Annotated in this window: 15 protein-coding genes and 1 pseudogene; 14 read left to right on the top strand and 2 right to left on the bottom strand. The window is 37.4% G+C overall.

Annotation, left to right across the window (positions count from 1 at the left end; genetic code table 11):
* Nucleotides 1-148 precede the first annotated feature (148 nt).
* The 11 genes from F6K40_RS06045 to ctaD all read left to right on the top strand — a co-directional run bounded on the left by F6K40_RS06045 (nt 149) and on the right by ctaD (nt 12,007).
* On the top strand, nt 149-565 hold the full coding sequence (locus F6K40_RS06045) for a XisH family protein (protein WP_293132796.1): 417 nt from the start codon (nt 149-151) through the stop codon (nt 563-565).
* Complete coding sequence (locus F6K40_RS06040) at nt 553-885, top strand: XisI protein (protein WP_293132793.1); 333 nt, start codon at nt 553-555, stop codon at nt 883-885. Before F6K40_RS06045 ends, F6K40_RS06040 begins: the two co-directional genes overlap by 13 nt.
* A gap of 381 nt (nt 886-1,266) precedes the next feature.
* The gene (locus tag F6K40_RS06035) at nt 1,267-2,526 is read left to right on the top strand and encodes a serine/threonine-protein kinase (RefSeq protein WP_293132790.1); all 1,260 of its coding nucleotides are present in this window, start codon (nt 1,267-1,269) and stop codon (nt 2,524-2,526) included.
* Nucleotides 2,527-2,758: 232 nt separating this feature from the next.
* Complete coding sequence (locus F6K40_RS06030) at nt 2,759-3,940, top strand: acetyltransferase domain-containing protein (protein WP_293132787.1); 1,182 nt, start codon at nt 2,759-2,761, stop codon at nt 3,938-3,940.
* Nucleotides 3,941-4,052: 112 nt separating this feature from the next.
* Nucleotides 4,053-5,126 (top strand): YheT family hydrolase, encoded by a 1,074-nt coding sequence (locus F6K40_RS06025; protein WP_293132784.1) that lies wholly within the window; start codon nt 4,053-4,055, stop codon nt 5,124-5,126.
* Between the two features lie 81 nt (nt 5,127-5,207).
* Nucleotides 5,208-6,233, top strand: coding sequence for a hypothetical protein (locus F6K40_RS06020; protein ID WP_293132781.1), 1,026 nt, complete (start codon nt 5,208-5,210; stop codon nt 6,231-6,233).
* A gap of 518 nt (nt 6,234-6,751) precedes the next feature.
* Complete coding sequence (locus F6K40_RS06015) at nt 6,752-7,183, top strand: helix-turn-helix domain-containing protein (protein WP_293132778.1); 432 nt, start codon at nt 6,752-6,754, stop codon at nt 7,181-7,183.
* Nucleotides 7,184-7,680: 497 nt separating this feature from the next.
* On the top strand, nt 7,681-8,181 hold the full coding sequence (locus F6K40_RS06010) for a DUF2231 domain-containing protein (RefSeq protein ID WP_293132775.1): 501 nt from the start codon (nt 7,681-7,683) through the stop codon (nt 8,179-8,181).
* Complete coding sequence (locus F6K40_RS06005; RefSeq protein WP_293132772.1) at nt 8,178-8,783, top strand: DUF2231 domain-containing protein; 606 nt, start codon at nt 8,178-8,180, stop codon at nt 8,781-8,783. Before F6K40_RS06010 ends, F6K40_RS06005 begins: the two co-directional genes overlap by 4 nt.
* A 230-nt stretch (nt 8,784-9,013) precedes the next feature.
* Complete coding sequence (locus tag F6K40_RS06000) at nt 9,014-9,922, top strand: cytochrome c oxidase subunit II (RefSeq protein WP_293132769.1); 909 nt, start codon at nt 9,014-9,016, stop codon at nt 9,920-9,922.
* A 390-nt stretch (nt 9,923-10,312) separates the two neighbouring features.
* Complete coding sequence (gene ctaD, locus F6K40_RS05995) at nt 10,313-12,007, top strand: cytochrome c oxidase subunit I (RefSeq protein ID WP_293132766.1); 1,695 nt, start codon at nt 10,313-10,315, stop codon at nt 12,005-12,007.
* Here ctaD and F6K40_RS05990 read toward each other — a convergent pair.
* Nucleotides 12,004-12,444 (bottom strand): hypothetical protein, encoded by a 441-nt coding sequence (locus F6K40_RS05990; protein ID WP_293132763.1) that lies wholly within the window; start codon nt 12,442-12,444, stop codon nt 12,004-12,006. The two genes, ctaD and F6K40_RS05990, sit on opposite strands and share 4 nt — an antisense overlap.
* A gap of 75 nt (nt 12,445-12,519) precedes the next feature.
* On the opposite strand from F6K40_RS05990, the gene F6K40_RS05985 reads away from it, so the two are divergent.
* A complete protein-coding gene (locus tag F6K40_RS05985) occupies nt 12,520-13,131 on the top strand; it encodes a cytochrome c oxidase subunit 3 (protein WP_293132761.1) in 612 nt (203 codons plus the stop codon).
* A gap of 417 nt (nt 13,132-13,548) precedes the next feature.
* Nucleotides 13,549-15,066 (top strand): GMC oxidoreductase, encoded by a 1,518-nt coding sequence (locus F6K40_RS05980; RefSeq protein ID WP_293132758.1) that lies wholly within the window; start codon nt 13,549-13,551, stop codon nt 15,064-15,066.
* A gap of 194 nt (nt 15,067-15,260) precedes the next feature.
* Here F6K40_RS05980 and F6K40_RS05975 read toward each other — a convergent pair.
* A pseudogene (locus F6K40_RS05975) lies at nt 15,261-15,656 on the bottom strand (metallophosphoesterase); the annotation flags it as partial.
* 908 nt (nt 15,657-16,564) lie between these two features.
* Between F6K40_RS05975 and F6K40_RS05970 the strand changes: the two are divergent.
* Nucleotides 16,565-17,797, top strand: coding sequence for a glycosyltransferase family protein (locus F6K40_RS05970; RefSeq protein ID WP_293132756.1), 1,233 nt, complete (start codon nt 16,565-16,567; stop codon nt 17,795-17,797).
* Nucleotides 17,798-18,020 lie beyond the last annotated feature (223 nt).

Here is an 18,020-nt window from a genome sequence, read left to right as displayed (position 1 = left end):
CGTTCTACCCAACCTACTTTTATCGACTTAAACACCCCAAAAAGCGTTACCTCAACCAAACCACTAATAGCTGCTGATAACTAATAAATGCTATAATTTCTCAAACAACCCAAAACTCAAGCAAAATTAAACCTCAAAAAAGGCTATTATGTCAGCAAAAGACATCTTTCACGATGCAGTACGTTCGGCCCTCGAAAAAGATGGATGGCTCGTAACTCACGATCCTCTATTTATGAGAGTCGGCGACGTTAATTTCCAAATAGACTTAGGTGCAGAAAAAATCATTGCTGCTGAAAAAGACAACCGCAAAATAGCGGTAGAAGTTAAATATTTTGTGGGAAAATCCGAGGTTAAAGAATTTCATTTAACCCTCGGACAAATACTTAACTACCGCTCTGCATTAAGAAAAATTCATCCAAATCGGATACTATATTTGGCAATTACCTTTGAGGTTTACGATAGCTTTTTTCGTCGGGAGTTTGTTCAAGATGTTGTCGCCGAACATCAATTAAAATTACTAATTTTTGAACCTAATAAGGAGGAAATAATCACATGGAAAAACTAAATTATCCCGAACTGATCCAAAAAATTTTGACCGAAAGTTTCTTAGGAGAAGATATCTCTCCAGATACCGAAGTCGAAGCTGTTTTCGATACGGTGCGCGATCGCTATTTAGTTGTTAATCTAGGTTGGGATGCCCACAAACGAGTATATGGCACTACAGTTCATGTGGATATCAAAGATGGGAAATTCTGGGTACAACAAGATTGTACCGATATCGGGGTGGCCGACGAGTTGTTAGAAGCAGGGGTACCTGAGACAGATATAGTTTTGGGTTTTCAATCTGCCTATCGGCGACAGTTTAGCGGATTAGCTGTCGGTTAGGATTCCATTGATAATGGATAATTGATAATTGATAATGGATAATTATATTATGTCCGGATAATTAGTGATAAAAAAAACTTGCTCCTCCTTATATAGCAGTTTTTAGTAAGCGTGAAACACATCAATTATCGATCCCCCTAAATCCCCCTTAAAAAGGGGGACTTCCAGTTCCCCCCTTCTCAAGGGGGGTTAGGGGGGATCTCCTGATTCGTGACTTTTTCCTAATTTATTTATACCTGTTCATCCGGACATGATATTACTTCTCCCTAAAAGGGAGAGGATAAACCCAACATCAACCCAAAATATCAAGGTATTGTTGGGTTTCACTGTCGTTCTACCCAACCTACTTTTATTAAGTTGAACTGATAACTGATAATTGAAATGAACCAACTTCTAGACAACCGATACGAAATTCTCAAAAAACTACATGAGACAAATTTAAGTATCACATTCCAGGGAAAAGACATCAAAACTGCTACCCATCGCCTATGTCTCATCAAACAACTGAAAACTCACCCCCAAAATACCAAGCTCCAACAGGAACTTGAAGCCAGATTTCAACAAGAAGCAAAAACCTTGGAAAATTTAGGCACACACCCGCAAATTCCAGATTCATACGCCTATTTTTCCGAAAATAATCAACTTTATTTAGTTCAAGAATGGATAGCAGGATATAACCTCGAACAAAAGTTTCAACAACAAGGCAAACTAACAGAAACAGAAGTCAAAAATATACTCATAAAATTATTGCCAGTCCTCGAATTTATTCATCGCCAACACAACATAATTCACCGAGATATTAAACCAACTAATATTATGCTCAACTCGGAAAATTTACCCATGTTAATCGACTTCGGCATTGTCAAAGAAATAGTCTCTTCCATAAACTCTCAAATTCCTAGAAACTCAGTCGTCGGAACTCCAGGTTTTACTCCTCCCGAACAAATATTAGGAAAACCTACCTTTGCCAGCGATATCTATAGTTTAGGCACCACAGCAATTTATCTATTAACAGGAGAAATCCCCAAAAATAAATTTTCCTGGCGTTCAAATGTACCGAATATTAGCCAGGAATTTGCCGATATTTTAGATAAATCTATAGCAGAAAATTGGAGCGATCGCTATCAAACCGCCACAGAAATGTTAACAGCTATTTCTAGTCCTAAAACTAAACTGCAAATTACCACAACCCAACCATCTCTAGACCCAAACCTAGGAAATAATCAGTGTTTAAAAATTGGAATAATCGTCATTATTATCGGCATTATCAGCACAGCAACAGTCATTTTTTACAACAATAAAAACGAAACTCCGCCAACGGTCACCCCTACCCAAGAAATTACGGAGCAGGAAATGTTAGATGCAGCAATTCAAAAAGCAGAAATAGCTATTAGTAAAGCAAAAGCTGCCCCAGAAAAAGAACAATTAGAAATCGCCAGAGACGAATTACAAATCGCTATTCAAGAATTAGAAAATATTCCCCAAAATCCAGAAATTGACAATCAAATTCAAACAAAAAAATCAGAGTATGTAAAAGTAATCAATCAAATAAATCAGGCATTAGAAAAACAACCCTGTTATGAAGCTGCGTGGAATTGTCAAGAATATCCAGTAAAATTAGATTATGATAGTTTTAATTGAACTAGACCTCAGTATCGAAACAAAAGAGTTCAATCCCCCCAACCCCCCTTGGTAAGGGGGGCTGAAAATTTATAACTTTCATGTTATGAAGTATTGTGGAACTGTCAAGAATATCCAGTAAAATTAGATTATGATAGTTTTAATTGAACTAGACCTCAGTATCGAAACAAAAGAGTTCAATCCCCCCAACCCCCCTTGGTAAGGGGGGCTGAAAATTTATAACTTTATTAAAATGGTATTAGAATCGAAAAATCCAAATCAAAACCGAACACCACGAATTCTATCAATTGACATTTTGCGTGGACTCGTAATGGTGCTGATGACATTAGACCATGTACGAACATTTTTCTCCAATGCTAACTTTAACCCCTTAGACCTTACCGAGTCAAACATTCCTCTATTTCTAACGCGTTGGATAACCCATCTTTGCGCTCCTACATTCATTTTTCTAGCAGGAATAGGAGCTTATCTCTCTCTCAAACGTGGCAAAACCAAGCAACAACTTTGTCGGTTTTTGTTGCTCCGAGGACTGTGGTTAGTGTTTCTAGATTTAACAGTAGTACGTTTTAGCTGGAGGTTTGACCTGAATTTAACTTTTTCTGCTGCTGGAGTATTGTGGGCGATCGCTTGTTCGATGATTTTTTTAGCAGCAATAATTTATCTTCCTACTCGGATAATAGCGACAATTGGAATTTTGCTAATAGTCCGACATAATCTTTTTGATAATGTACAAGTAGAGCAATTAGGAAATATTGGTTGGTTGTGGGCAATACTTCACCAGCGCACAATGATTGAACCTATTTCTGGGTTTCGCTTATTTATCCTCCATCCTCTGATTCCTTGGATCGGAGTCATGGCAGTAGGTTATGCTTTCGGAACGCTGTTTGAAATGGAAAAATATCGGCGACTTCAGCTATTAAGAAAAATAGGTTTAGGGATGATTGTTGCTTTTATTATTATTCGAGGAACTAATATTTATGGCGACCCGAATCCTTGGTCAATCCAGTATAGTTTTCCTGATACCGTACTATCTTTTATTGATTGTCATAAATATCCGCCTTCTTTGCTATATTTATTAATTACACTCGGTCTAGCTATCCTATTACTTTATTATTTTGAAAAATCAAACATACGTTATTTTAAGCCATTAATTATATTAGGTCAGGAACCATTATTTTTCTATGTTATCCACGTTTACTTAATTCATCTAACCGCTATTTTATTTGCGTTGTCTAGATATGGTATAGAACCTTTGACTTTCTCCCAATTAGGCATCAGTTGGAAACCAAAAGAATTTGGGTATAATTTACAAATTGTTTATCTGATTTGGTTGTTAATAACTTTCCTCTTATACATTATCTGTTACCAGAAAATTAGGTTTCAAGCCTCCTCTTTAAAGGGTAGAAAAAAATAAAATTCAGTTATTAAGTAATTTACACAGGTTGAACAAGCTTTTTGATAATGTGAAACAGTATGATATAATACCGGACGAACAAATTTAAATTTTATTAGATTAACATTTATCTATGGGTCATCCTTCTTATAGCCCTCCGTGGTTCCTAAAAAATGGTTTAGCAATGACTCTTTATGCAGCCTTTTGGATACCCCGTTTTTGGGAAGAGATTACTACATTTCCTGAGCCTCCTTACCAAGATACAATCTTTATCGGTGCAAATGATGTGCCAATTTTTAGCTGGATGGCTATTCCAGAAAACCCAAAAGGTACAATTATTGGTACTTATGGAATTACAGGAGAACTAGATAATCAATGGTTCTTAAAATTATTAGGACGCAAAGCTTATGCTCAAGGTTATGCCGTTATTTTATTTGATTGGCGTGCCCATGGTAAGACTGCATTACTATCACCAACTCTAACTTCAGATGGGATTTATGAAGGGCAAGATTTTGTTCATATTGCTGCTCAAGCAAAAGCAATTGGTTGTCCGCCAAATTTTTGGTTTACTGGATATTCTTTGGGAGGACAATTAACGCTTTGGGGTGCAAAATTAGCAGAAAATTTGGCTCCAGAATTAGGATTAGCAGAAACAGATATTGGTGGCTGTGCAGCTATTTGTCCTAGTCTAGAATCTCAACGTTCTCTGTCTTATTTAAACACTTCTCGTTTAGGAAGAAATTTGGATAAAGGAATTACTAAAAACCTCAAAAAGTTAGTTTGGTTAATTCACGAACATCATCCAGATTATATCGATCCAGAGGCAATCGAACGGGCAAATTCTATCTGGAAATTTGATGAAGAATTTGTTATTGATCGATTAGGATTTCCATCAGTAGAAGCTTACTATCAAGCAACAAGTCCCCTATATTTTTTACCTAATATTAGAAAGAAAACATTGATTATTTATGCTGAAGACGACCCTTTATTTGACCCCACAATTGTGCCAGATTTAAAAGATGCTTGTAAAAATAATTCTGCCATTGATTTGATTTTAACTCGTTACGGTGGTCATGTGGCTCACATCAGCAATAAATCATCTCAAAAGCTTGCCCAAGATCCTGATATTTGGTGGGCATTAAATAGAGTTTTTGAATGGATTAAGCAACATGAAACATCAACATTAACTACTGCAATTCCTGTCTAATTTAATTGTCTGGAATTGGGTAATATTCCTAATTCCTGAAATTTATTTTGTAGTCAATATTTAGTGAATTAATATAGCACTATGTTTATTATAAAAGTCAGATTTTTGCAAAAAAAAATCAATTTTGCAGTCTGGTATTTCTTCGCTTGTAGATTCAGAATAATACTAATATCTATTGTCAGCTTATTACTACTGAGTCAAACTTCACCAGCGATCGCAGAGACGACCAACACACCAAAAACTTGCCAAATGGGTGCATATCTGATGTCGCTGCATGACTTTAACTTACAAGAAAACTCCTTCGATGCTGATTTATGGCTGTGGAGCGTTTGCCCATCAGCAGATTTAGAGCCACTAAAAGAAAAAAATATAGATTTTATCAACGCTAAGGAAGTCAAACGTAGTGAATTGCAAACAAAAGATAATTGGTCTTTAGTAAAAATTAAAGGCACTTTCCGACACAATTGGAACGTAGACAACTTGCCATTTGATCGTCACGAATTGCAGATTATAATAGAACATTCCAGTGAAGCAGTTTCATATTTTAAATATGAACCATACAAAGAAAAGCCAAAAAGAGACAAAGATACTTTTGAAGATTGGAAGATTACTGATTTTACCGTTACAGAAGACAACAAAGAGTATAAAACAAACTTTGCAGACCCGAATTTACTAGAAGACACGGGAACAGTTGGATATTCTCGTTTGTATATTTCGATCAAGCTTGAACGAAACTCATTAATTAGCTTTTTCAAAATTACTGCTCCTGTTTATATTACCTATGCCATTTCACTTTTAGCATATGTTCTAAAACCTTCCAGTGCTGCTAGTTTACTGGCGGGAACTTTATTTACTATAGTGGTTAATCGACGAGTGTTAGAGTCATTTTTAGGTACAGCTGAAAGTCTGACATTGGTTGATACGATTCACATCACGGCAATGATTTATATTTTAGTAACTGCTGTACTAATAATTTATTCTAACTTACAGCATGGATATGAAGAGGTATTGCCTATCTATCGCTATCGTCGTATTTTTAGGATCACCTGGATTTCTTATGTGGTGGTAAATATGGTTATTATTGTGACTGCAGTGATCGCTGGTTAAAGCCTTCTATTGTAACGTACTTTACTAGCTTGGCACTTCCCAGCTTTTAGAGAGAATATCCTTGGGTAATTGAAATAAATTACTAACATTTAGATATTTCATTATAGCATAAAAAAAACTCTGTAACGCAAAAATAATTTGAATAGAAAAACATTAAATTTTTCTGTAAATTTAGTTACAGTATTTTAGCTAGATAGAGAATAGAGCAGTTTTAAATTTTAATTAAATAGCTAGCTTTTATACTATTTAAGTAGAAATATTCTGAAGCAAAAATCCGGTTTATAATCCCCTTTATTTATAAGTTCATAATTCTCTAAATTTAAGCTGTATAAGTGTTACGGAAAAGATATATAATTCCTAAGATTTTTATACCTAAGATTTTGAGCTTTTTTACCTTTTCAGAAGAAAAATAGTGAAGTTAATTACCACAAAGCGTCAAATATAAAAAAAAACTATGTAATACTATTTTTATATGAAGTTGCATAGAATAAAAATAGTTGAATTAAAAATGATGAGTTATGGCACGTCAACTGATTTTGGCGATCGCAGAAAGTGCAGAATCTTTGGAGAAACAACTAAAAAATAGTCGTACTGCTAGCCAAAAAGAACGGTTGCAAATGTTGTGGTGGATCAAAACTGGACAAATTACTAAGCATCAAACTCTCGCCCAACTTTTGGGACGAAATGGCTCAACCGTAACTCGGTGGTTACAAAAGTATCGTCAAGGAGGATTATCCGAATTGCTGGCCGTCAAAAAAGCACCAGGAAAATCACGCCATTTGACCTCTGAAGCTCTAGCTGGATTACAAGAACGATTGGAAAAGGGGCCTGCGTTCAACAGTTATGGGGAAATTGTCGAGTGGCTCAAGGTTAATTATCAACTGCACCTGAGATATGCCACAGTCTATTATTGGGTGCACTATCGACTCAAAGCCAAATTGAAAGTATAGCCATAAGAAATGATTTGTGAGAAAAAACTGTAGGGGTTGGGTCTCCAAATCCCTTTGCGCTTGGGGAAAGGAGATCAAATCTTACAACCTATTTAGGATGGCTATATCTCCTCCATAGAGTGTTTCTGACAACTTCACTCTTGAAGCTTAATTATATGCAATTTCATATTAAAGATGGATTGCCTTAAATACATAAACTTTTAACTTTATATCAACAGCAAGAATCGAGTATTTTTCTCGAAAAATTGTGAGTATTGATACGGTAAAAAATAGATATCTTTTTAAAATTCAAGTAGAACTTCATTAATGGATAATGGATAATGGATAATTACCTCTGGTTAAAACCATCAGATTGAATATAAGGAAATGTCCTAGCACTTTTTTTACCCTTGAAAGGGGAGGCTTTTAACCTGCATTATTTAATAATTAATAATTAATTATTAATTATTCGGTAAACTTGCAAAATTTTCACCCAGATATTATTGAAGGAGAAAACTATGTGGCAGTATTTACCACCTTTAAATGAACACAATTTACCCTATCCAGATACAATACATCCCATAGTTGTCCACTTTGTGATTGCAATGGTATTATTTGCCTTCTTATGCGACATCATTGGTTATTTGACTCGTAATTACCGTTTATATGAAGTAAGCTGGTGGAATATGTTTTTTGCCACCATTTCTATCTTTATTGCCATAATATTTGGTCAATACGAAGCAGGTTTAGCACAACCTTATGAAGCAGTTCAACCAGTGCTAAATTTACATACATTAATTGGTTGGTCTCTCTCAGGAATCATTGCTGCTCTCACTGGTTGGCGTTATGTGATTCGTTCTAGCAATGCTGAAAAATTACCAACGCCATATCTAGGATTAGGATTTGTGTTAGTAGCTATAGTTTGCTTCCAAGTGTATTTGGGAGATACACTGGTTTGGGTGTATGGATTACACACAGTGCCAGTAGTGGAAGCAATCAAGGAGGGAATTTTACAATGAACCCGGAATTAATAGATAGTTTGAGTGCCCAAGTTGGGGCAAATGGTCTTCCTTATGCTATCCCCATTCATCCGAATTTAGTTCATCTGACTCTAGGTCTGTTTATTATGGGGATTGCTTTTGATATTGTTGGCATATTGTTCCCTCTACAAAAACAATTCCTGAAAATTTTAGCGATATCTGCTACTCGTTCCAACTTTTTTGATGTAGGTTGGTACAATATGCTAGCTTCATCAATTATCACATTTTTTACGGTAGCAGCAGGATTTTATGAAATTATGCTGGCAAAACCATCTCCAGAGCTAAAAAGTGTCTGGGGATTAGGAGCGATGGATACAATGATCTGGCATGGTGTTGGTGGCGTGTTGCTATTAGCAATGATTGTGGGAATGACGATTTGGAGAGGATTTCAACGTTATATTTTTTCTCAGGATAAACTTTTAGAAGTGCAATGGAGTTATTTAGCAGTTGGTTTATTCATCATGTTTATTATGTACGTTCATGGTACTTTGGGCGCACAATTAGCAGCAGAATTTGGAGTACACAATACTGCTGATGCTTTGCTAGAACTTGGTAAAGATCCTAATGTTGTCCTCAAATAATTTTGGTAATATCATGTCCGGATGAACAGTTATAAATAATTGAGTCAGGAGTTAGGAGGGAGTTTGAAGGTATTATGAGGAGAAATTTTTTTATCAATAATTAAGCGGACATAATATAAGTTCCTTCTGTTTCCTGTTCCCTGTTCCCTATTCCCTATTCCCTATTCCCTATTCCCTATTCCCTATTCCCTATTCCCTATTCCCTATTCCCTATCTCAAGGATATTGATTATGAAAATCCGCACTATTTTAACACTGGTAGCGATCGCTCTGGTTTTAGCTGCTGTTAGTTTTGGGATCGGGCAACTATCTTACTCATGGTTGCCAGTCCAAGGAGCAGCAGAATCTAAATTAATTGATGAGTTATTTAGTTTTCTCGTCACTCTTGGTAGTTTCATATTTTTAGGGGTAACCGGAACTATAATGTATTCGGTTATTTTCCAACGCGCTGCCAAATATGACTACAGCGACGGACCTCACATCGAAGGTAACATTACCCTAGAAGTTGTTTGGACGGCAATACCAATTTTTCTCGTGTTTTGGATTGCTGCTTACAGCTACAATGTCTATGAAAAAATGGCAATTCAGGGACCGATGGAATTAGTGCATTTGCATACACCATTAGAAATGGAATCAGCTTATGCAGATCCAGTAGAACCTGTAACTGAACCTGTAGAAGAAATCCAAGTCGATGCCAAACAATGGTCTTGGGTATTTCGCTATCCAGAAAATGGCGTGACTAGCACCGAGCTGCACTTACCTGTAGATCGGCGCGTGCGAGTAGCATTAAATTCAAAAGATGTGCTGCATGGATTTTATATTCCAGCATTCCGACTGAAGCAAGATATTATTCCCAATCATCCAATAGATTTTGAATTTACTCCCATCCGGATTGGCAAATATAGTCTGACTGATTCTCAATATAGCGGTACTTATTTTGCCACAATGGTAGCAGATGTAGTTGTTGAATCTGACCAAGATTACAAAAATTGGTTGGCACAAGCAGCAAATACCAAACTATCTCCAGCAAAAAATCAGGCACAGACTGAATATGTTCAAAAATTAGAAAATCCAGTAAAACCAGGTTGGCCTTCAGTTATACCTGCTGCACCTCCTATTGTTAATTATCATAAGAGTTAGGGAGTTTATTTCAGTTATCAGTTATCAGTTATCAGTTATCAGTACCGATGACACATCTAATCAGTTTATGTAGGTTGGGTTAAGGAACGTTTGCGGAGCATTTCCAACGGAAAAACCCAACATTAGATTTGTCACTACATAGATTGAAAAAATCTATAAAACCTAGAGAGAATAATTATTTCAATTATTGCACAGGTTTTCCAGATTTTTTTTGACGTTAAACACGGCAAGTCTATTAGACATCTTCAACAAGAAAAAATGAAATCAATTATTTCCCCCTATTCCCTCTTTTCTGGAGAAGTCTATTATGTATGAGCTTTGTTGGGTTGCGCTGTCGCTTAACCAAACCTACAACTACAGCAGTTTTTAATCAAAGGAAAAAAAAATTTTATGACAGAAATAACAATCGAAGGCATGGATGATGCCATAGAAAAACCAGAACACGAACAACCGCCAAACTGGCGACGATACTTTAGTTTTAGCACCGATCATAAAGTTATCGGTATCCAATACTTAGTCACCTCCTTTATCTTCTTCCTAGTCGGTGGAATATTCGCCATGGTGATTCGGGGCGAATTAATGACAGCAGAATCAGACCTTGTAGATCGCACTGTTTACAACGGAATGTTCACGATGCACGGCACAGTCATGCTATTTTTGTGGACGTTCCCATCTTTAGTTGGTCTGGCAAACTATCTCGTACCGATAATGATCGGAGCGCGAGACATGGCATTCCCTCGTTTGAATGCTGCTGCTTTCTGGATGGTGCCAGTCGTCGGTATCCTAATGATGGCTAGTTTCTTTGTTCCCGGTGGACCTGCTCAATCAGGTTGGTGGTCATATCCTCCTGTAAGTATCCAAAATCCTACAGGAAACCTGATCAACGGTCAGGTAATATGGATTCTTGCCGTTGCCATTTCCGGGGTTTCGTCAATTATGGGGGCGGTTAATTTTGTCACGACTATTGTGAGAATGCGATCGCCAGGCATGACTTATTTCCGAATGCCAGCTTTTGTTTGGACGGTATTTGCTGCCCAAATTATTCAATTATTCGGACTGCCAGCATTAACAGCAGGTGCGGTGATGTTGTTATTTGATATTACAATAGGAACGGGATTTTTTAATCCTGCTAACGGAGGCAACCCAGTTTTATTCCAGCACTTTTTCTGGTTTTATTCTCATCCTGCGGTTTACGTTATCATCCTCCCTATTTTTGGCATTTTTTCGGAAATTTTTCCAGTATACAGTCGCAAACCATTATTCGGTTACAAAGTGGTAGTAATTTCATCCATGATTATTGCTGGAGTCAGTGGTCTGGTTTGGGTACACCATATGTATGCGAGTGGTACGCCTCCATGGATGCGGATGGTTTTCATGTTGTCAACCATGTGCGTTTCTGTACCTACAGGAATTAAAGTGTTTGCCTGGGTAGCGACTATTTGGGGTGGAAAAATTCGTCTGAATACTCCGATGCTGTTTGCTTTGGGTGGGTTAGTAATGTTTGTGTTTGCTGGCATTACTGGCATTATGCTTTCTGCCGTTCCCGTAGATATTCACGTTAACAATACCTATTTTGTCGTCGGTCATTTTCATTATGTTCTCTACGGCACCGTAACTATGGGAATGTATGCTGCCATTTATCATTGGTTTCCCAAAATGACTGGGAAAATGTATTATGAAGGTTTGGGGCAAGTACATTTTTGGTTGTCATTCATCGGCACAAACCTCAATTTTTTACCAATGCACCCATTAGGTTTACAAGGAATGTTGCGTCGAGTTTCTTCTTATGCACCTGAATATGAATTCTGGAATTTGGTAGCGAGTCTGGGAGCATTTTTGTTAGGAATGTCTACTTTGCCCTTTATTTTAAATGTGGTTAGTTCCTGGATACAAGGTAAACAAGCACCTGCTAACCCTTGGCGAGCAATAGGTTTAGAATGGATGATTTCTTCCCCACCAGATGTGGAGAATTTTGAAGAGCTTCCTATAATTATTTCTGAACCTTATGGTTATGGTAAATCGGAACCTTTAACTGCTAACGACCCCAACGGTCATAGTGCAGAAGTTCCCCAACCTGTGAATTAGTTCATGGTAGGGGTTTGGTCTCCAAACCCTCCCACGCAGTAAGTTGAGGTCATGGTAGGGGTTTGGTCTCCAAACCCTTCCACGCAGTAAGTTGAGGTCATGGTAGGGGTTTGGTCTCCAAACCCTTCCACGCAGTAAGTTGAAGTCATGGTAGGGGTTTTATCTCCAAACCCTTCCACGCAGTAAGTTGAAGTCATGGTAGGGGTTTTATCTCCAAACCCTTCCACGCAGTAAGTTGAAGTCATGGTAGGGGTTTGGTCTCCAAACCCTTCCACGCAGTAAGTTGAAGTCATGGTAGGGGTTTGGTCTCCAAACCCTTCCACGCAGTAAGTTGAGGTCATGGTAGGGGTTTTATCTCCAAACCCTTCCACGCAGTAAGTTGAAGTCATGGTAGGGGTTTGGTCTCCAAACCCTTCCACGCAGTAAGTTGAGGTCATGGTAGGGGTTTGGTCTCCAAACCCTCCTCTCGACTCCTCCAGTTAGTCAACAAATTTAATAAGGAGTATTTTAATATGAATAGTGCAGTCAATTCAGAACAAGTGCAGGAAGCATTGCACTCAGCAGAGGAACATACCCACGACGAAGAAGGCAATAGTATGTTTGGGTTTATCGTTTTCCTACTTTCGGAAAGCGTAATTTTCCTCAGTTTCTTTGCCGGATATATTATTTACAAAACCACAACTCCTAACTGGTTGCCACCAGGTATTTCTGGTCTGGAAGTTAGAGACCCTGCAATTAATACGGTGATTTTGGTTTCCAGTAGTTTCGTTATCTATTTCGCAGAAAAAGCTTTAGAACGTGAAGACCTCAAATGGTTTCGCATATTTTTGCTTGCAACAATGGCAATGGGAACCTACTTTGTAATAGGTCAAGGAATTGAATGGAATAGTTTAGAGTTTGGTTTCACCACAGGAGTCTTTGGTGGAACGTTCTATTTGTTGACAGGTTTTCACGGTCTCCACGTTATCACAGGTATTTTGTTGCAAGGAATTATGTTAGGTCGCTCTTTCATTCCTGGCAACTACGATAACAGTCACTTTGGGATTAATGCTACCTCTTTATTTTGGCATTTCGTTGACGTAATTTGGATTATTTTGTTTATCCTTATCTATATTTGGCAGTGAAATAACTTAGGAATTCAGGAGTCAGGAGTCAGAATAAATTTTTTTGGTCTAAAAGAAAACATAATTCCGAGGCAAAACGGGAGCAAGATGCTCCCACTACTCAAAAATTGAATTTTAATGACTCCTAATATGATTTCCAGATAAACATTAGACATCTCTGGAAAAGAGGGAACTCTTAACACTTAACTCTTAACTGGAAGAAGTAATTGATAATTTCTGGATAAGAATTGATTCTCTTTTTAATTTTCACGCCTATGTCTATTAACTATAAAGTCATTGCGACGGTAACTCCGTGGAAGGAAGCAATCTCATGTTTTAGATATTTATTCTATTTATTTCTAATGATAACAATTCAACCGGACATGATAGAACTCCTTCTTAAATAGTTCTCAAACAAAATATTAAAGGAAGAAAAAAATGATTATTGATGACCAACATTATGATGTAATTATTGTCGGTACAGGAGCAGGAGGCGGTACTTTAGCTTATAAACTTGCTGCTACTGGCAAAAAAATCCTCATTCTAGAAAGAGGTGATTTTATGCCTCTAGAAATCCAAAATAGAGCGAACGCTGATATCTTTAAAAAAGAACTTTACCGCGCCCATGAAAATTGGTACGATAATGCAGGTGAACCATTTTCTCCCCAGACAAATTATGCCATTGGTGGCAATACCAAAATCTATGGAGCTGCCCTAATTCGGATGCGGGAAAAAGACTTTGAAGCAGTGGAACATCAAGAAGGAATTTCTCCAGAATGGTGTCTCAAATACAAAGACTTTGAACCTTATTACACTGAAGCAGAAGAACTCTATAAAGTTCATGGTCAAACAAGCAACGACCCTACCGAACCTCCCCATAGTTCAGAATATCCTTATCCCGCAGTTGACCACGACCCAGAAATTCAAAAAGTTGTCGAAGCGATCGCCCAACAAGGTTTACATCCAGAAACTCTACCATTAACTCTGACTCGCGAAGAGGAAGATCCTACTGGAGACTCCGAAGTATTCGGTATTGCACCATTGCTCGACTCACCTAACATTACTATTAAAGCTAATGCCAAAGTAGTCTGTTTACTCACCAACTCCTCTGGAAATACTGTCAAAGCAGTAGAAGTAGAAATTGGCAAACAATCATTTCTATTTTTTGGAGATATTGTCGTACTTGCTTGTGGTGCAGTAAATTCAGCAGCATTATTATTACGTTCTGCTAATGAAAAACACTCCAATGGTTTAGCAAACAGTTCCGGACAAGTTGGTCGCAACCTGATGAAACATCAAATGACCGCCGTAGTGCAACCCAGTCCGAAACCTAACTCTGGAAACTTTCTCAGAAGCGTTGGTGTAAATGACTTCTATTGGGGAGACGAGAATTATTCCTATCCAATGGGTCACATTGAGAACACAGGTGGGTTGCTCCAAGATATTACTTTTGCCGAATCTCCACCTATTTTATCTGTGTTAGCAAAAGCAATGCCTGGGTTTGGTTTGAAACAGTTAGCATTGCGTTCCATTGGTTGGTGGATACATTCCGAGATATTGCCAGACCCCAATAACCGCGTGGAAGTAAAAGGGGATAAGCTATTTTTCCATTACACTCCCAATAACTGGGAAGCACACGATCGCCTAGTCCATCGTTGGATGGATGTATTGAAGTCGGTAGACAAAGTAGTTGGAAATGCTGTCTTGAAGCGTGGTAGCATTTATCCCCGTGGAGAAGTTCCCATCGAAGTTGTAGCAAACCAGTGCGGTACCTGTCGGTTTGGAGAAGATCCGAAAACATCGGTTTTGGATATTAACTGTCGTACCCACGATGTAGATAATTTATATGTTGTGGATAGCAGTTTTTTCCCATCGAGTTCTGCTGTAACTCCAGCTTTGACAATTATTGCTAATGCTTTGCGAGTCGGAGAACATTTGAAAGAAAGATTGCAGTAATAGTAGTAGCTTATCTAGACTAAAATTGTGGTTAAAAAAAACCTAACCCCCCAACCCCACAACTATCCCCCCTTGCCCCACGAGTGAAAGGGGGGAGGAGGGGGAGGATGGGGAGGAGGGGGAGGATGGGGAGGATGGGGAGGATGGGGAGGAAGGGGAGGGGGGGGGGGAGGGGGAGGGTGGGGGGGNTGATATTTCCATTCTGGACCTCCCCAACTAAAAGGGCGAGTCCCCACCACTGTCAAGTTTAAATCGGGCGAGTCCAACTGACCATAACCTACATGGGCTTCCCCAAATAAATCTATTTGCTGCTGCACTCTATCTTCTTGAGTTCGGTCATAAGGACATTTTTCTCTTCCCCAAGGAGTTGCAGTATACCAGGCGTCGTGATTACCAAAAACTGCTGCTTTGGGGATGTCAAGAGCAGCAATTTCCCTAACAACTTCTACTGCCTCATTACCAAAATCTCCCACAAATAGTACCAAATCAACTCCCAGATATTTGAGGGCTATTTCATCTTCTGGTTCCCATTGATTGTGGATGTCTCCAACAACGGCAATTGTTATCAATTTTTCTGAATTTTCTATCATATTTACTGCTATTTGTCAACCTTTTTTACTTGAGTAAGTTTTCCCCTCAATAATTTTAACAACAATTGTTTTTCAAATCTCGAAATAGTCTAGGGAACATTAGGGGGATAGTTTTACCTCGGAGTAAGTTATACCGTTTCACTGAATTCAGAATTTAGAATTTAGAATTTAGAATGCCAGATTTGATAGGCTAAAAACTTTGACACTCACAACCGTTTTAGGTAATTATTTGACATTTAAAGGGAGTTGGAGGGTAAGTAGGGGCCTGCTGGCCATTCGCTCCTACAAAAGTTGTTTTTGTAACGGGAATTAGAGCAACGCTCCAAAAACATTTTGCCTTAAAAGACGGGGTTGCGCGACCTAATTTTTTTGATAAAAAGGGAAAATTAATTTAATGAAAATTTGAACCTCAACTTAGTAGGAAAATATCACAATAATTAAACTACAAATTAGCACTATTGATACTACTAGCAAAAGTCCTAAAGAAAAAATTTGGGGATATTAACTTATTATATTCTACACTACATAGATTATCATTTAAAGACCAAATTAAAAGTGCTACGTCCAGTCAGCAGTAAATAAAATCCAACGAAGGTTGAACAGTAAAAAAAAATGACTAAAAAATAAAGTCCATAGTCTCCTCTTTTAAGGGGATAAAAAAAATCAATTTTAGTATTTCAAGCGTCCTTATTGCAAGAGGTATTGATAACTAATAACTAATAACTGATATAGCGCTACGCATTAAGGTTAGGACATTTCTAAATGCTGAAAGCTAACAGTTTACTATTCCCTATTCCCTATTCCCTATTCCCTATTCCCTATTCCCTATTCCCTATTCCCTATTCCCTATTCCCTAGCGCGTAGCGCTATAACTGATAACTGAAATGAGGTAAGTATCGATGAAAATAATGGTTTACTCCCATGATACTTATGGTTTGGGAAACCTACGCAGAATGCTAACAATTTGCCGATATTTACTAGAGGAAATTTCTAAACTATCAATATTGCTTGTATGTAGTTCGCCAGTGGTGCATAATTTTCGGATGCCGAAAGGACTTGATTACATAAAGCTTCCATGTATTGCTAGAAATGAATTTGGCGAACTTGCAGTTAAATATTTGGAAATAGAAAAAGAAGAAATACTCAAACTGCGTTCTGAGTTAATTAAGGTAACGACAATAAATTTTAAACCAGATATTATTTTAGTAGATAAGAAACCTTATGGTTTGCAAGAAGAATTGAGAGATACTCTAGAGGAGATTAAAAATTCTGATTACTCTCCAAAAATGGTGCTATTACTCAGAGATATACTTGACTCTCCTGAGAAAATAATCACAGAATGGAAAACCAAGGGATATTATGAAGGAATTGAACTCTTTTATGATCAAGTTTGGGTAGTTGGTATGCAGGAAGTATTTGATATTACCAAAGAATATAAATTCCCTGATTCAATTGTAGAAAAAGTTAAACATTGTGGTTATATTCGTCGTATAGCAGAACGGAAAAATCGTGACGAAATACGACAGGAATTAAATCTTAATCCTGACCAAAAATTTGTGTTAGTAACTCCAGGGGGTGGTGCCGATGGTTATTATTTAATTGACAATTATATTTCAGGATTATCTCATTTACCAAAACAACATAAAATTACCAGTTTAATTATTTGTGGTCCAGAAATGCCACTGGAAAAGCAACAAGCACTCTCTGAAAAAGCAAAACATTATTCTAATCTGAAAATTATTGAGTTTACTGATGAATTAACAAGTTATATAAATGCTGCTGATGTTATTGTTTCTATGGCTGGATATAATACAGTTTGTGAAATTTTTTCTTTTGATAAACCAGCAGTTATAGTACCAAGAACTAAGCCGGTTAAAGAACAGTTTATTCGTGCTGAATCTCTGGATAAAGTAGGTTTACTTAAGGTAATTCATCCAGATTTTTTAACTCCAGAAAATTTGATGGCAGCAGTTGTAGAAAAACTAGATAATACTGCTAAAAATCCACCTAAATTATTTAAGTTAGACTTAGAGGCACTACCTCGAATTGTTGATTTGATTTACAAGTTATTGTATGGGGAAACATCTACTATCAGTTATCAGTTACCAGTTATCAGTTATCAGTTATCAGTTATCAGTTAACAGTTAAAAAAGCAATCAGAAATCAGCACTTCAGCAGTCAGCAGTAAATAAGAATTTAGAATTCAGAAATTTGGGATGAAAGCTTTAGTATTCTTGGAATTAAGGGTATTAACCCCGAAACAACTTAAATTTCCTGTAGATATGAACCCTTTGGTTTACACGCTCTGATACTAGCGGACATAATATAATTAGGGCTTGCTGATTAATTATAAAAGTATTGATC

The sequence above is a fragment of the Okeania sp. SIO3I5 genome (assembly GCF_010672085.1).
Lineage (GTDB): Bacteria > Cyanobacteriota > Cyanobacteriia > Cyanobacteriales > Microcoleaceae > Trichodesmium.
The sequence above is the reverse complement of the archived record's forward strand: the minus strand, read 5'-3'. Positions and strand labels throughout refer to the sequence as shown.

Coding starts and splice junctions, on each gene's coding strand:
- F6K40_RS06045 (WP_293132796.1), top strand. CDS start 149: ATGTCAGCAAAAGACATCTTTCACGATGCAGTACGTTCGGCCCTCGAA.
- F6K40_RS06040 (WP_293132793.1), top strand. CDS start 553: ATGGAAAAACTAAATTATCCCGAACTGATCCAAAAAATTTTGACCGAA.
- F6K40_RS06035 (WP_293132790.1), top strand. CDS start 1,267: ATGAACCAACTTCTAGACAACCGATACGAAATTCTCAAAAAACTACAT.
- F6K40_RS06030 (WP_293132787.1), top strand. CDS start 2,759: ATGGTATTAGAATCGAAAAATCCAAATCAAAACCGAACACCACGAATT.
- F6K40_RS06025 (WP_293132784.1), top strand. CDS start 4,053: ATGGGTCATCCTTCTTATAGCCCTCCGTGGTTCCTAAAAAATGGTTTA.
- F6K40_RS06020 (WP_293132781.1), top strand. CDS start 5,208: ATGTTTATTATAAAAGTCAGATTTTTGCAAAAAAAAATCAATTTTGCA.
- F6K40_RS06015 (WP_293132778.1), top strand. CDS start 6,752: ATGGCACGTCAACTGATTTTGGCGATCGCAGAAAGTGCAGAATCTTTG.
- F6K40_RS06010 (WP_293132775.1), top strand. CDS start 7,681: ATGTGGCAGTATTTACCACCTTTAAATGAACACAATTTACCCTATCCA.
- F6K40_RS06005 (WP_293132772.1), top strand. CDS start 8,178: ATGAACCCGGAATTAATAGATAGTTTGAGTGCCCAAGTTGGGGCAAAT.
- F6K40_RS06000 (WP_293132769.1), top strand. CDS start 9,014: ATGAAAATCCGCACTATTTTAACACTGGTAGCGATCGCTCTGGTTTTA.
- ctaD (WP_293132766.1), top strand. CDS start 10,313: ATGACAGAAATAACAATCGAAGGCATGGATGATGCCATAGAAAAACCA.
- F6K40_RS05990 (WP_293132763.1), bottom strand. CDS start 12,444: ATGACCTCAACTTACTGCGTGGAAGGGTTTGGAGACCAAACCCCTACC.
- F6K40_RS05985 (WP_293132761.1), top strand. CDS start 12,520: ATGAATAGTGCAGTCAATTCAGAACAAGTGCAGGAAGCATTGCACTCA.
- F6K40_RS05980 (WP_293132758.1), top strand. CDS start 13,549: ATGATTATTGATGACCAACATTATGATGTAATTATTGTCGGTACAGGA.
- F6K40_RS05970 (WP_293132756.1), top strand. CDS start 16,565: ATGGTTTACTCCCATGATACTTATGGTTTGGGAAACCTACGCAGAATG.